Annotated in this window: 15 protein-coding genes; 4 read left to right on the top strand and 11 right to left on the bottom strand. The window is 45.3% G+C overall.

Features of this window, described 5'->3' with window-relative positions; all coding sequences use genetic code 11:
* Positions 1-733: 733 nt before the first annotated feature.
* A complete protein-coding gene (locus tag GSQ66_RS07455) occupies positions 734-1,675 on the bottom strand; it encodes a hypothetical protein (RefSeq protein WP_162426887.1) in 942 nt (313 codons plus the stop codon).
* A gap of 97 nt (positions 1,676-1,772) precedes the next feature.
* Between GSQ66_RS07455 and GSQ66_RS07450 the strand changes: the two genes are divergently transcribed.
* Together GSQ66_RS07450 and kdsA are read left to right on the top strand one after the other, a co-directional pair.
* Positions 1,773-2,360 carry a methyltransferase gene (locus GSQ66_RS07450; RefSeq protein WP_162426886.1) on the top strand — a complete coding sequence of 196 codons (588 nt, stop codon included), beginning with the start codon at positions 1,773-1,775 and terminating at the stop codon, positions 2,358-2,360.
* Between the two features lie 46 nt (positions 2,361-2,406).
* Positions 2,407-3,216 carry a 3-deoxy-8-phosphooctulonate synthase gene (gene kdsA, locus GSQ66_RS07445; RefSeq protein WP_162428975.1) on the top strand — a complete coding sequence of 270 codons (810 nt, stop codon included), beginning with the start codon at positions 2,407-2,409 and terminating at the stop codon, positions 3,214-3,216.
* 135 nt (positions 3,217-3,351) lie between these two features.
* Here the strand turns inward: kdsA and GSQ66_RS07440 are convergent, their stop codons facing one another.
* Both GSQ66_RS07440 and apaG read right to left on the bottom strand, forming a co-directional pair.
* On the bottom strand, positions 3,352-4,137 hold the full coding sequence (locus GSQ66_RS07440) for an O-methyltransferase (protein WP_238395858.1): 786 nt from the start codon (positions 4,135-4,137) through the stop codon (positions 3,352-3,354).
* Positions 4,138-4,255: 118 nt separating this feature from the next.
* A complete protein-coding gene (apaG, locus tag GSQ66_RS07435) occupies positions 4,256-4,642 on the bottom strand; it encodes a Co2+/Mg2+ efflux protein ApaG (RefSeq protein WP_162426885.1) in 387 nt (128 codons plus the stop codon).
* A gap of 99 nt (positions 4,643-4,741) precedes the next feature.
* Between apaG and ung the strand changes: the two genes are divergently transcribed.
* Positions 4,742-5,404 carry a uracil-DNA glycosylase gene (ung, locus tag GSQ66_RS07430; RefSeq protein ID WP_162426884.1) on the top strand — a complete coding sequence of 221 codons (663 nt, stop codon included), beginning with the start codon at positions 4,742-4,744 and terminating at the stop codon, positions 5,402-5,404.
* A gap of 57 nt (positions 5,405-5,461) precedes the next feature.
* Here ung and GSQ66_RS07425 read toward each other — a convergent pair whose 3' ends face one another.
* The 8 genes from GSQ66_RS07425 to GSQ66_RS07390 form a co-directional block, all read right to left on the bottom strand.
* Positions 5,462-5,809, bottom strand: coding sequence for a DUF1622 domain-containing protein (locus GSQ66_RS07425; protein ID WP_162426883.1), 348 nt, complete (start codon positions 5,807-5,809; stop codon positions 5,462-5,464).
* A gap of 225 nt (positions 5,810-6,034) precedes the next feature.
* Complete coding sequence (gene lepB / locus GSQ66_RS07420; protein WP_162426882.1) at positions 6,035-7,141, bottom strand: signal peptidase I; 1,107 nt, start codon at positions 7,139-7,141, stop codon at positions 6,035-6,037.
* Positions 7,142-7,160: 19 nt separating this feature from the next.
* Complete coding sequence (dapB, locus tag GSQ66_RS07415) at positions 7,161-7,874, bottom strand: 4-hydroxy-tetrahydrodipicolinate reductase (RefSeq protein ID WP_162426881.1); 714 nt, start codon at positions 7,872-7,874, stop codon at positions 7,161-7,163.
* Entirely contained in the window at positions 7,871-8,512 is a 642-nt protein-coding gene (locus GSQ66_RS07410; protein ID WP_162426880.1) for a DUF5683 domain-containing protein, read from the bottom strand. The genes dapB and GSQ66_RS07410 overlap by 4 nt, the downstream gene beginning before the upstream one ends.
* 9 nt (positions 8,513-8,521) lie before the next feature.
* On the bottom strand, positions 8,522-9,436 hold the full coding sequence (locus GSQ66_RS07405) for a ParB/RepB/Spo0J family partition protein (protein WP_162426879.1): 915 nt from the start codon (positions 9,434-9,436) through the stop codon (positions 8,522-8,524).
* A 12-nt stretch (positions 9,437-9,448) separates the two neighbouring features.
* Positions 9,449-10,231 (bottom strand): ParA family protein, encoded by a 783-nt coding sequence (locus GSQ66_RS07400; protein WP_162426878.1) that lies wholly within the window; start codon positions 10,229-10,231, stop codon positions 9,449-9,451.
* A 35-nt stretch (positions 10,232-10,266) separates the two neighbouring features.
* Positions 10,267-11,001: an FkbM family methyltransferase gene (locus tag GSQ66_RS07395; protein ID WP_162426877.1), complete on the bottom strand. Its 735-nt coding sequence runs from the start codon at positions 10,999-11,001 to the stop codon at positions 10,267-10,269.
* Positions 11,002-11,008: 7 nt separating this feature from the next.
* Positions 11,009-11,689 (bottom strand): metal-dependent hydrolase, encoded by a 681-nt coding sequence (locus tag GSQ66_RS07390; RefSeq protein ID WP_162426876.1) that lies wholly within the window; start codon positions 11,687-11,689, stop codon positions 11,009-11,011.
* An 81-nt stretch (positions 11,690-11,770) separates the two neighbouring features.
* On the opposite strand from GSQ66_RS07390, the gene GSQ66_RS07385 reads away from it, so the two are divergent.
* On the top strand, positions 11,771-13,450 hold the full coding sequence (locus GSQ66_RS07385) for an ABC transporter substrate-binding protein (protein WP_162426875.1): 1,680 nt from the start codon (positions 11,771-11,773) through the stop codon (positions 13,448-13,450).
* Positions 13,451-13,498 lie beyond the last annotated feature (48 nt).

Below are 13,498 nucleotides of genomic sequence, written 5' to 3'. Positions count from 1 at the left end.
TGTGGTTTCACCCCTTCCCAGCCTTCCCCTAAAAACAGGGGAAGGAGCTTTTGAGCAGTCGCTATAGTTCAGCTATCGGTCTATAGTTGCTGTTTTAACCCACCCCTGCCCCTCCCAATAGGGGAATTTCAGCTATAGTTATAGTTGGTGGCTATCGTTTTATAGTTACTGTTTGTCATCCCCCTGCCCCCTTCAAAGGGGGACTTTCTGCTACTGCTTGCCCAGCTGTCATTTCGACGAAAGGAGAAATCTGAATTAGCTATAGTTACAGACCATGCACAGGACAGGTCGCGACCTGTCCCTACGAAACTATAGCCACGATAAATCTCGAAGCTTACCGGTTCAAATTATAGATACTTGTTGCTATGAGAAAGATCGCAGTCTTTGGGTTGAGCGCCTTGTGAATATCTGGTGCCGTCAGGCATTGCGAGGAACGAGCAAAAGAGATTCGCGCCGCGCGATGCCCTTATCGAGGGCCCCTACCCCCAAGACGGGGCCTCCCGGCCGTGAGGGCACCAAAGCCAACTATAGAACTATAGGCAAGTAGAGCTCCCAGGATTAGAAAATGCTATGGAATAAAAGGCTTGGTTCCAGTTGCAACTATAACCAACTATAGAACTCAGATTTCTCCTGACGTCGAAATGACAAAAAAGTAAACTATAGCATTCAAGACCATAAATGCAAAAAGCCCCTGCGAGGGCAGGGGCTTTCAATAACTATAGTTCGTTACCTGTTATTTCAGGACAAAAGAAGTTCTTCCGATAAGGAAACCGTCCGCGTACAGCTCAATAGTATGCTGGCCTTTTTTATAGGCCGCGTTCTTGGCGTAAACAAAACTTACCTGCTGCTGCGTGTTGTCAAATACGATATCACGCTTGGCAGTGTAGTACATGTCTTCCCCATCAATCTGGAAAGTGCCTGAACCAGTAGAAAGGTTGTACAATGCAGCTCCATCAGGCTCAATTAAGCGCATATAAATTGTCTTAGGCTCTTTTGGAGCTACATCATTCTGGGCAAGTTTGAACGAAACCTTGATCTTGTCTACCGTTTTGGCTCTGTACTCGCTGTCATCGTCGTCTTTCTCTTTGCCGCGCTGGTTAATTATGTTCACGTTAACATTCTGAGCCTCCAGGCGAGATGCCAGTTTTACCTTTTCTGTCAGGTCCTGGTTGGTAGACTTCATGGTAATCAGGCTGTCGGAAAGCTTGTTCTGGGTTGTTTTCAGGGTCGTGTTTTCCGTAAACAGCACTTCGTTGTCTTCCTTCAGTTTAGCAATTTCCTTATCCTTCTGAATAAGCTGTTTCTCAAAAGACTGCGCTCTTTCGCGGAACTTGCGCTGATCTGCCAGAGTATAGCTGCTCTTACGGAAGCCACGCAACTGGTCCAGGTCAGCAGAAATAGCAGCGATCTTCGACTCAAGTGAATCATTCTCAAGGCCCATTGCCTGTAGTTCCTGGCTCTGGCGCTCAAAATCAGCTTTCAGGGCTTCGTAAACTTTTATCTGGTTCTCCAGTTCAGTGTTTTTCACCCGGATAACCTCTTCCTGCTCCTCAGCTTTCTCCTTTTTCTGATAATTCATATAAAGCAGAATACCGTTTATACTGGTCAGGATGACGATAAAACCTACAATCAGGAGCTTTCTGTTACCTCTGTTCTCGGGTGTGTTCGTTGACATATGTATAGATTATATTTTTGATTTAGGACCGGTGTGTATACATTCGGCACATGTAAAGTATCAAATATAAGACATTTGCATTATATATCTTAACCTCATGAAACAAGAATTTAATGCTGCCTACTGGCAACAACGCTATCAGGATAACCAGACCGGGTGGGACGCGCAAACTATAACGACACCCCTTAAAACGTATTTCGACCAGCTTACAAACAAAGACCTGCGCATTTTAATACCTGGTTGCGGAAATGCCTACGAAGCTGAATATTTAGTTAACAGCGGCTTTAAAAATGTATTTGTGGCCGATGTGGCTCCTGCGCCCCTCGAAAATTTTGCCAGGCGTGTGCAGAACTTCCCTAAAGAGCAGCTGTTATTACAGAATTTTTTTGACCTGCAAGGGCAGTATGATCTCATAGTTGAACAAACGTTTTTCTGTGCTATTGCGCCAGACCTGCGCGCCGCTTATGCACGGAAATGCGCTGAACTTTTGGTACCGGGCGGGAAAGTTATTGGCTTGCTGTTCGATACTAACTTTACACACGAAGGCCCTCCGTTTGGTGGATCAGCTGAAGAGTACAGGCAGTATTTTGAGCCGTATTTTCTTTTCAGGCATTTCGGGAGGGCATACAATTCCATCCCCCCAAGGCAGGGCAGAGAGCTTTTCATCAATCTGCAGAAGAAATAAGTGCTAAATGCGTACTTTTGTACTATAGTTATCAAAATTTAAAATGATGTTCGAGATTCCGAAACTACACCATACACAAAGCGGCAACTTTTTTTTAATGGCTGGCCCATGCGCTATAGAAGGCGAAGAAATGGCCATGCAGATTGCAGAACGCTTAAAAACTATAACCGACAAGCTTCATATTCCGCTCATTTTTAAAGGCTCTTACCGAAAAGCCAACCGTTCCCGCTTGGATTCTTTTACCGGCATCGGCGACGAAAAAGCGCTGCGCATTCTGCAGAAAGTGAGCCAGACCTTCGATGTGCCTACTGTTACCGATATACATGAGAGCCACGAAGCGGCGATGGCTGCCGAATATGTAGATGTACTGCAGATACCAGCTTTCTTGTGTCGTCAGACAGACCTGTTAGTAGCTGCAGCCAACACAGGCAAAGTGGTAAATATCAAAAAGGGCCAGTTTTTATCTGGTGAGGCCATGCGTTTTGCTGTTGATAAAGTGCGCGAATCAGGCAACGAAAAGGTGATATTAACTGACCGTGGTAACAGCTTTGGTTATTCTGATATGGTTGTTGACTTCAGAAACCTACCTGAAATGCAGTCGACGGGGGCGCCTGTGGTAATGGATGTAACGCACTCGTTACAGCAGCCAAACCAAAGCTCCGGGGTTACAGGTGGTAAACCAGCCCTGATCGAAACTATAGCTAAAGCAGCCATTGCAGTAGGAGCTGATGGTCTGTTCATAGAAACGCATCCGCAGCCAAGCATTGCCAAATCCGATGGAGCCAATATGCTACCTCTAGATCAGCTGGAAGGCTTAATGCAGAAACTGATCAGAATTCGCCAGGCGATAAGCTAAGGTTAATAATAAGCGTATGACAAAGGACAAAGGACTTCGGTTTTTTGTCCTTTTTGTTTTATAGTTGATGACTTACTGAAAGGGGGAGATCTGTGAGTTAAACTATAGTTCCTCTTTTAGAAATCAGCCATCTTCCTAAAAACCCAGCGTAAAATGCTCTTTTGGTTGAGCAGTGCGGAAAAAGACCAACCCTACAAAGTACAGATCAATCGTTTGGCCCACCTGCGGATGATTTTTTATCTCCTGCCAGGCACGTTTCATCTCCGGGGACCAGTAGATATCATCTATCACAAACACGCTGTTTTCATGTACTTTTGAAAGGCACTGTGTGAAATAGCGTATAGTGGGTTCGTATCGGTGGTTGCCGTCAAAAAAAGCAAAGTCCAGTTTCGGTATCTGCTCTAACTGGGGTTGGAGTGTCTGGTCGAGGTTGCCGGTTATCTGTGCGACGTTGCGGAGATGCAGGTATTCGAAATTCTCTTTTGCGACACCGGCTATAGTTGGGCATCCTTCAAAAGTATACACCTGCGCTTTACGGGCTGCTTCAGCTAAATAAGCAGTCGTTATCCCCAGCGAAGTACCCAGCTCAAACACATATCGTGGCTGAAAATGATTGACCAGCCTGAAAAGCAACTGGCCAAATTTGGCAGGCTTTGCTGAGGTGCGGGCGATATCAGCAACTTTCCGGGTTTTATAGTTTATCGTTTTAGATCCGGCCCCGAAATCGGTTACTTCTATAGTGCGGTCTTCAGCCAGCAGGTTTTCGCGTACAGCTTCTACCCGCGGATAAGCATAATAGGACCCACCATGCAGTATAACCTGGTTGTACAAATTAAACACGAAAGGGGAGTGTACGCCATGCAGTTTAAAGGATCGTGCCCTGTAAAGCAGGTAATCTATGGCTTGGCTGAAATAAGACACTGGCTATAGTTGAAGCTTTTCAGTTGATTAGCTGAAGGGTTTGATTGCCGGATGTTTAAGCGTTGGATGTAAATTTCAGTAATAGCCATTCAACCTTTTAACCTTCAGCCTCCAACCCTTAATTTAACTTATAAGGTACGATCAGGGTAAATTCAGGAATAGTGGCATAGAACTGCTTTCCATCTACCAGGCGCTCCATTAAGTAAGTGCCGCTCATTTTGCCAATTCCGGTTTTCAGGTTGCAGCCCGATACGTATTCGTGCGATTCGCCTGGCTCCAGGGTAGGTTGCTGACCCACTACGCCTTCGCCTTCTACTTCGCGCACAGTGCCTGTGGCATCGTGTATATACCAGTGGCGGCGCAGTAATTTCACCGTAAACTCGCTTTTATTCTCTATCGTTATCTTGTAAGCAAATACAAAGTGCTGCTGTACCGGACTCGAATAATCTGGAAGGTAGTTAGTGGTGACTGTTACTTTCACTCCTTCTGTCGTTTTTGTATCCATGTTACAGTTATTATTGTATATTAGAAACTGCTGAAGTGTAAAAGAGTTACCATCATTAACTAAGTTTCAGGATTATTTCACACCCTTCATCCATCATTTATGAATGTAAAGATAGAAGAAAGCTGGCAAAATGTGCTGCAAGATGAATTTGAAAAGCCATATTTCAAAAACCTCGTAGCTTTTGTTAAAGACGAATACAATTCCCAAAAAGTTTATCCACCGGGTAACCAGATCTTTAACGCGTTTAAAATGTGCCCCTTCGATCAGGTGAAAGTAGTTATACTGGGCCAGGACCCTTATCATGGGCCAAACCAGGCAAACGGGCTGGCTTTTTCGGTTAGCGACGAGGTGCGTACGCCACCTTCACTTATTAATATTTTTAAGGAGATCAAAAGTGACCTGGGCAAAGACCTGCCAGCCACCGGAAACCTGGAGCGCTGGGCAAAGCAGGGTGTATTATTACTGAACGCCACACTAACCGTACGCGCAGGCGATGCCGGTTCGCACCAGAAAAAAGGCTGGGAGCAGTTCACGGATGCTGTAGTGCAGAAGGTAAACGATCAGAAAGAGCATGTCGTGTTTATGCTTTGGGGTGCCTATGCCCAGAAAAAAGGCGCCATCATAGACCCTCAAAAACACCTTGTGCTACAGTCAGCGCACCCGTCGCCTTTCGCAGCCGACCGCGGATTTTTCGGAAACCGCCATTTTAGCAAGGCAAATGCTTACTTGGTAGCGCATGGCAAAGAACCAATAGACTGGTAAACTATAGTTACGGTAATGATGCGGGCGTATAGTTGGGCATGCTGCTGTGTTGCGGATCTATAGTTCTGGATTCTTGTTTTTCCACGGGAATTTGCCTTCCAGCTCCACCTGCAGCGAAATGCTCAGGAACGTTCTTATCAGTATGATCATACCGAGTATCAATACGCCCTGCAAATCCGGTTTTGTAGAAACGGTGGCAATAATATCCGCCGCAACCAGGATTTCCAGTCCAAGCAAAATGGTTTTACCTAAATCCTGTCGCAGTTCCTTGTAATACTTTTTGCCTGTCAGCATGGGGAGCAGGTACTTAACGAGAGCGATGGCAGCCCCTATTGATATAATTAAAACACCAATGGCTTCTATAATTCCGACAACATATTCGATATAGGTCCGAAGAATTTCCATAACATCTGGTTAAGATCTGCTTTATAGTTTGCCTTCCTATACGTGTAATTGGTTACAGGGCTACATTCAGCACAGTAAGGCGCTGCGTTGTTTAGATTATAGAAAAGGGTAGGGTGCTGCTTATGATTTACACCGTGCTATCAGTCAGCTTAAAAAAAAGGGATAGCATGCAAAAAGCCAGACGGTTAGGTCTGGCTTCTGATTAACATGAACTATAGTTATAGTTTATTCTATGATATTAAAAATGCGGTTCCAGCGTATCTTATTCAGGAATTTGCCATAAGGGTCTGTTGACATCCAGATCATAACTGCTTTCCCTACAATGTGGTCGGCTGGTACAAAACCCCAGTAGCGCGAGTCCATTGAGTTATGGCGGTTATCACCCATCATAAAGTAATAGTTCTGCTTAAAGGTATACTGGTTAACTTCTTTGCCATCCAGGTATAGTTTGCCGTCGCGTACTTCGGCGTTGTCGTTGTGCTCGTATTCCAGTATCACGCGTTCGTAAAGCGGAAGCGTTTCTGGTGTAATAGCTACAGTAGCGCCTTCTTTTGGTACATACAGTGGTCCGAAAAAGTCCTGGTTCCACTTATATTTACTAGGCACATGCGGGAAAATATCCGGTTGCTGAACGCCTGGTCTGTCTTTCAAAAGTGTAACACTATCAACAAAATCCAACTTAGCAAGCTCTGCTGCCTTTTCCGGTGTGGCATTAAACCGGAAGCCGCCTTCCCAGGCATACACGCTGGTCAGGTCCATATCATGATCCAGGAAAAATTGCTCGTTCAGAATTTTGGACGTAGCCATGTGGTAACTGTACTGCAGTTTTTCAGGATTGGCAGCCGGTGTTCCGTTCACGTAAACCTGCATGTCACGCACTTCAATTGAGTCTCCGGCCACAGCTACGCAACGTTTTATATAGTTCGTGCGCAAATCGGCCGGATGCTGATCTTCAGGAGGGTAATTGAAAACCACAACATCGCCCCGCTTCACTTCCGAAAAGCCAGGCAACCTGTACGATGGCAACTGAATGGCATCAGAATAAGATGGAATGTTGGTGCCCCAGATTGTTTGGTGCGTTAATGGTATCTGCAATGGTGTAATGGGCGTGCGCGGGCCATAGTGCAGTTTGCTCACAAACAGGAAATCGCCAACTAACAGCGACTTTTCCATGGATGGAGTAGGAATGGTGTACGCCTCAAACGTAGCCCAGCGTATTAAACTGGCTGCCACCACGGCAAACAGGATGGCATCGCCCCATTCGCGGGCAAAGCTTTTTTTCTTTTTAGGCTCTTTGGTAACTGGCTTTTTCTCCCAGAACTTAACTTTCATGCAGGATTCGCTATGATTTTTACAGATTCAGCATGTCTTTCATGCCGTAAACGCCTTTCTTATCTTTCAGCCATTCGGCTGCCATCAGGGCGCCTTCGGCAAAACCGGTGCGGCTATGTGCCACATGTGAAAGTTCAATTTTATCAACGTCAGAACTATAGGTAACAATGTGTGTGCCAACTACATCCGGTTCGCGTTCTGAAATAATGTTCAGTTTACCCTCTATTTCCTGATCAGCCACCCAGCCGCTCAGGGCAGGGAAATGAGGCAATATACCTTCGGCGGTCGTTATGCCGGTACCGCTTGGCTTATCCACTTTCTGCAGGTGATGAATCTCGCGTATGCCTACGCTGTACTCCTTGTAAGCCTGCATTTTAGCTGCAATATACTCGTTAAAGTGGAAAAACAAATTAACGCCTACGCTAAAGTTTGAGGCATAAAAGAAGGCGCCATTGGTATCAGCGCATAGTTGCTTGGCATCTTCCAGCTTATCGAGCCAGCCCGTAGAGCCAACTACCACCGGAATGTTATGTTGCAGGCAGTATGTAATGTTACCAAAAGCAGCCTCAGGGTGCGTAAATTCGATGGCTACATCAACGTTGGCTGCTGTATAGTTACTAAGTGTTTCGGTGTTGGTGTGGTCTATAGTTCCGGCAATCTGGTGGCCTTTTGCCAGGGCCATCTGCTCAATGGTTTTGCCCATTTTGCCGTAGCCTATCAACAGTATTCTCATTTTGATTTAGTGTATAGCGTTAAGCTTAAGCCTGGCGTTACAGCTGCCTGCACAGGAACCTGGATCAGGTTGGGCTGTACTTTTAGGGCGAGGTTGTCGCTTATATCAAATTCTTTCATGTGGGCGTGCACGTAGGCCTCTGCAATCTGCAAACTATAAGCTCCAATAGATAAAAGGATCGTCAGATCACGGTTACGACGGTAGAAATCGCGGGCACGCTTCAGGTTGTCTGTTCCATTAGAGCGTTGTGTACCATAAATATTACTGTTCACATATTTATCTATGGTACTTTCGTCGCCATCTGTTCGGATAAGTAGTGCTTCGCGATAATCCTGGTATTTATTGTTATTATCTATCCAGAAGTATGCTAATACACCACCTGTTGCATAAACGATCGGCAACTTCCAGTAAGCCTTATTGTATGCCTGACCTAAGCCTGGAACTATAGCTGAAAACAAAGCAGCTTTGGCCGGTCTGTCCCATTTGCTCAGGAAAAATCTGTTATCGTCGGCAGTTGCTGTATCCGGAACGGAAACTATAACCGAATCGGGGCCAGCCGTTATGACCTGCGCGCGGGCAGGAGCAACAAAAGCAACTATACTCAAAAAGAATAAAGCAATGCTAACGGTTAGCCTCATTATAGTTTATTAGTAGTTAAGTAATTCTAAGATACGGTTCAGCTCATCTACAGATACAAACGGGATCTTTATCTCGCCTTTACCATCGTTGTTTGCCTTCACCTGTATTTTAGTACCAAACTGAGAAGACAAGCGTGTTTCTACAGACCTGATCTCTTCTTCGTACTTGTTAAACTGGAGTTTCTGTTGCGGGTCCGGCTTTTTAGTAGCATTCTGAAGGTTACGTACCAGTTCTTCTACTTTACGCACCGACAATTCTTCATTCACAACCTTCTTGAAAACTTCCAGCTGGTTTTCAATCGTATCTATGTTGATCAAAGCACGTGCGTGACCCATAGAAATTACGTTATCGCGCAGGGCGATCTGGATATCCGGCGGCAATTTAAGCAGGCGCAGGTAGTTGGTTACGGTGGTTCGCTTTTTACCGACACGGTCACCCAGTTCTTCCTGCTTCAGGCTACATTCTGATAAAAGACGCTGATAGGAGAGGGCGATCTCGATGGCGTTCAGGTTTTCGCGCTGAATGTTCTCGATCAGGGCCATTTCCAGCATTTGCTGGTCGTCAGCCTTGCGGATGTAAGCCGGTATCGTTGTCAGTCCGGCCATCTTAGCCGCCTGGTAACGACGCTCACCTGAAATCAGCTGGTAGCTTTTCTGGTCGAGCTGACGAACAGTAATTGGCTGAATGATGCCCTGTATTCTGATAGACTCCGCCAATTCTTCCAGTGCGCCCTGATCGAAGTGGGTACGCGGCTGGTAGGGGTTCGTCTGGATCTGGTCTATGGCTATATCTGCGATAGTATTGACTTCATTAATGGTGTTCGAATCAATTTTACCTGTGTACTTGTTACCCTCCAGTAGAGAGCCAAGACCTCTGCCGAGGCCTCCTGTGCGTTTAGGTGTTTTATTGTTGTTGTCAGACATGTAAGGGTAGGGTTATTTCTCCAGTGCCACGCTGTTTTTCTCGGCAATTTCACGGGCCAGGTTCAGGTAGCTCAGCGCTCCTTTACTTTCAGCATCGTGCAAAATGGCCGGTAAACCAAAGCTTGGCGACTCACTCAACTTCACATTTCTTGGAATGATCGTATCAAAAACCATTTGCTGGAAGTGTGTTTTCACTTCTTCCACCACCTGGTTGCTTAGGCGCAGGCGCACATCATACATGGTTAAAAGGATACCTTCTATAGCCAGTTCAGTGTTCAGGCGCGACTGTATGATCTTGATCGTATTCAGCAACTTGCCCAGACCTTCCAACGCGAAATACTCGCACTGTACCGGAATCACTACCGAATCAGCGGCAGTGAGCGAGTTAACCGTGATCAGACCCAGCGAAGGCGAACAGTCGATGATGATGAAATCGTACTTCTCACGCAGGGGCTTCAGGGCCTCGCGCATCTTTTCTTCACGGTTATCCAGGTTGATCATCTCTACTTCAGCACCAACCAGGTCGATATGCGACGGAATCAGGTCCAGGAATTCGATGTTAGGAGACTGCAGAATGATATCTTCCGGATTCAGATCCTCTACCATGCATTCGTAAATACTGGAAGTGATACTGGCCGGATCAAAGCCAAGCCCGGATGTGGCATTGGCCTGTGGGTCTGCATCTACCAGCAGGGTTCTGTATTCTAAGGCTGCCAGGCTTGCCGCCAGGTTTATAGCTGTGGTAGTTTTACCTACGCCTCCTTTTTGATTGGCAACCGCTATTATTTTTCCCATTCTATACTTATAGGTTAAAAGCTGAAAAAATGTACTTAGTCAAATAGTTGATTATGAACATAAAGTACATTAGCAAAATTCTCCCCATGTTTAATGAATTGATTTGAAACATCATACATGGAATGGAAATTGAAATTATAACTTGTCAGGAATTCATTTAACTCATTAAAGTGAGTATTTCTTTTATTCTTAACGTTAAAACCAACTTCAGCTAAAATCATCTTAATTTTACCAGACTCCAGAAAATACTGAGCCCCTTTTAAGACCTGTAATTCGTAACCTTCGGTATCAATTTTCAAAAGGTCTATACTTTCAATTTTATTAAGAGAACAATAAGTGTCAAGTTTTAAAATCTTTATCATTTCTTTTCTGGCTTCGCAATCTCTATTCATTGAATTTTGATTAAGCGAATTTAGAACAGATAGTTCTCCTTCAAACAGGCTTATTTCTTCGGTTGAATCGGATTCTCCTAGAGCTATATTTTCTAAGACAATATTTCTTCTACTATCTAAGTTACCTACTAACTGCATAAAGGTTGAATTTACTGGCTCAAAGGAGTAAATTTTAGCACCTTCAAAAATGCTGTCAAAGCGTTTCGCTGTCTGGCCCACATTAGCACCAACATCAAAAATTGTTCTGGGTGCAAATCTTAACCTTGTAGAAATATCAACAGCTAAGTCAGTTCCAATTGGCAAATATCTCTTCTTATAAATCCAATATCCTGTAATATCAATTAACAGGTGCTTTAGCTTATTTGTGAGATGAGCCATGCTATACTTATAGGTTTATAGTTTGACCTATCTCCATCAGAATTAACTCTTTTCCTGCCATCTGCGCTACTTCCTTCACCTCTTCGTGATCGATGGCAATATATGGAAACGTGTCGTAATGCATGCCGATGAACTTATCAACCTGCACAAAATCAGCAGCAATAAGGGCATCGTGTATATCCATTGTGAAATTATCACCGATCGGCAACAATGCAAAATCAAGGTCGAACTGCTCCGGTATCAGCTTCATATCATAAGTCAAGGCGGTGTCACCGGCAAAATAGAAGGCTTTATCTTCAGTTTCAACCACAAACCCCGACGCAACACCAGCGTACGTTCCATCCGGCAATGAGCTCGAATGAACGGCAGTTACCATCTTCACCGTTCCGAAAGGCAGCGTAACCTTACCGCCAATGTTCATCGGGTGCGTTTTCTCTATTCCTTTCTCACCGTACCAACTGGCAATCTCGAATGTTGAAACTATAGTTGAGCCATTGTTCCTGGCAATTCGCTCTGCATCGTGCACGTGGTCCTGGTGGCCATGCGACAACAGAATGTAATCAGCCTTGATACTGTCTACATCGATATCCTTTGCCAGCTCGTTTGGTGAAATGAACGGATCAAACAAAACGCTGAGATCGCCGATCTTAATTAAAAAGCAAGACTGTCCGTAGTATGTTATTTCCATGATTTACTGATTAGTGCTTACTTATCTACGTTAGTTATTTTTATCTTGCACAAAGATACATTTTTTTGACCACTTTACCGGATGCAAATCAGAACCCGCCACGTTTTTTTATCCACCGTTTTTGCCCTGTTATCCACCGTTTTGCTTCTGTGCCAGTCTTGCACTGAAGCCGGAAAAAATGGAACGAATAAAACTGTTTTCAGGTATAATCAGCCCGAAGCTTTATCATCGCTGGATCCGGCTTTTGCCCGTAACCAGGCTAATATCTGGGCGACTACGCAACTATACAACGGGCTGGTGGAACTGGACCAGGAGCTGAAGATAGGGCCTGGCATAGCTAAAAGCTGGGAAGTGTCAGAAGATGGCAGAACCTATAGTTTCGTGCTTCGGGATGATGTTTACTTCCACGACCACAAGGTTTTTAAAGGTGGCAAAGGCCGCAAAGTAACTGCGAAGGATGTAGCGTATAGTTTCAAGCGTATTATTGACCCGGCCACGGCCAGCACCGGCGCCTGGATCTTTAACGATAAAGTGCTTTCCGATAAAAACGGTGCAATTTCGGATACGGCTTTCCTGGCGGTAAACGACTCTACTTTCAAAATCTACCTGAATGAGCCTTTCATTGCTTTCCTGGAAATTCTGACGATGCCGTATGCATTTATAGTTCCTCAGGAAGCTGTAGCAAAGTATGGCAAAGACTTCAGAGCGAACCCGGTGGGTACAGGTCCTTTCGTGTTCAAGCAATGGGACGAAGGCAATGCCATAATCATGCACAAGAACCCGAACTACTGGAAGAAAGATGAAAATGGAGTGCAGTTGCCTTACCTGGATGCTGTGCAGATATCTTTCATCACTGACCGAAAATCGGAGTTCCTGACCTTTATGCAGGGTAAGCTGGATTTCCTTTCGGGCGTGAGGGAAGGAAGCCGTGATCTGATCCTGAACAACGACGGGACGGTACAGGACGATTTTAAAGGAAAGTTTACCGTTCGCAAAGAGCCTTACCTTAACACCGAATACATCGGTTTCCAGCTGGACCCTAAAAACCTGAAAGACCCGAACCCGGCGGTGCAGGACAAACGTGTGCGACAGGCCCTGAACTACGCTATCAATAAGAAGGAAATGATCGCCTATTTCCGGAACAATATTGGTATACCGGGCCACTCTGGTATAGTGCCCCCATCGCTGCCATCTTTTAGCCAGGAGAAAGTGCCGGGCTATAGTTACAATCCTAAAAAAGCCAGAGAATTGCTGACTGCTGCCGGCTATAGTTACCAGAAGCCACTTAAAATGCGCCTGAGCACCGTAGCCGAGCACAAGGAACTGGCCGAGTATATGCAGAAAAAATGGGCGGAAGTGGGTGTGCAGGTGGAAATCGATATTAACCAGGGCCCGGCTCACCAGGAGACAGTAGATAATGGCCGTGCCCCGTTCTTCATGAAATCGTGGCTGGGTGATTATCCGGATGCCGAAAACTACCTGGCGTTGTTCTATAGCAAAAACTTTTCTCCGGCAGGGCCAAATAAAACGCACTTTGTAAACAAGGAATTCGACAAACTATACGAACAGGCCAAGCTGGAACGTGACGTGCAGAAACGCTGGGAACTTTACCAGGCCATGGATAGGATAGTGGTAGAAGAATGCCCGGTTATAGTATTATACTACGACGAAGTGCTGCGCCTGACCCAGAATAACATACAAGGCCTGGAGCCAAACCCTATGAACATGCTGAAACTGGAGCGGGTTCGGAAAGTAAACTAAGATTTGTGTCTGAACCTCAATTAATGGAGATTTATTAGATTTAACAGT

The sequence above is a fragment of the Pontibacter pudoricolor genome (assembly GCF_010092985.1).
GTDB classification, from domain to species: Bacteria; Bacteroidota; Bacteroidia; order Cytophagales; family Hymenobacteraceae; genus Pontibacter; species Pontibacter pudoricolor.
This window is presented reverse-complemented; position numbering and strand designations above follow the sequence as displayed.

Excerpts from the sequence above, each read along its gene's own strand:
- GSQ66_RS07410 (WP_162426880.1), bottom strand. The coding sequence starts at position 8,512 with ATGAGGCTAACCGTTAGCATTGCTTTATTCTTTTTGAGTATAGTTGCT.
- GSQ66_RS07450 (WP_162426886.1), top strand. The coding sequence starts at position 1,773 with ATGAAACAAGAATTTAATGCTGCCTACTGGCAACAACGCTATCAGGAT.
- GSQ66_RS07395 (WP_162426877.1), bottom strand. The coding sequence starts at position 11,001 with ATGGCTCATCTCACAAATAAGCTAAAGCACCTGTTAATTGATATTACA.
- GSQ66_RS07405 (WP_162426879.1), bottom strand. The coding sequence starts at position 9,436 with ATGTCTGACAACAACAATAAAACACCTAAACGCACAGGAGGCCTCGGC.
- GSQ66_RS07400 (WP_162426878.1), bottom strand. The coding sequence starts at position 10,231 with ATGGGAAAAATAATAGCGGTTGCCAATCAAAAAGGAGGCGTAGGTAAA.
- GSQ66_RS07455 (WP_162426887.1), bottom strand. The coding sequence starts at position 1,675 with ATGTCAACGAACACACCCGAGAACAGAGGTAACAGAAAGCTCCTGATT.
- dapB (WP_162426881.1), bottom strand. The coding sequence starts at position 7,874 with ATGAGAATACTGTTGATAGGCTACGGCAAAATGGGCAAAACCATTGAG.
- lepB (WP_162426882.1), bottom strand. The coding sequence starts at position 7,141 with ATGAAAGTTAAGTTCTGGGAGAAAAAGCCAGTTACCAAAGAGCCTAAA.
- ung (WP_162426884.1), top strand. The coding sequence starts at position 4,742 with ATGAATGTAAAGATAGAAGAAAGCTGGCAAAATGTGCTGCAAGATGAA.
- kdsA (WP_162428975.1), top strand. The coding sequence starts at position 2,407 with ATGTTCGAGATTCCGAAACTACACCATACACAAAGCGGCAACTTTTTT.
- GSQ66_RS07425 (WP_162426883.1), bottom strand. The coding sequence starts at position 5,809 with ATGGAAATTCTTCGGACCTATATCGAATATGTTGTCGGAATTATAGAA.
- apaG (WP_162426885.1), bottom strand. The coding sequence starts at position 4,642 with ATGGATACAAAAACGACAGAAGGAGTGAAAGTAACAGTCACCACTAAC.
- GSQ66_RS07390 (WP_162426876.1), bottom strand. The coding sequence starts at position 11,689 with ATGGAAATAACATACTACGGACAGTCTTGCTTTTTAATTAAGATCGGC.
- GSQ66_RS07385 (WP_162426875.1), top strand. The coding sequence starts at position 11,771 with ATGCAAATCAGAACCCGCCACGTTTTTTTATCCACCGTTTTTGCCCTG.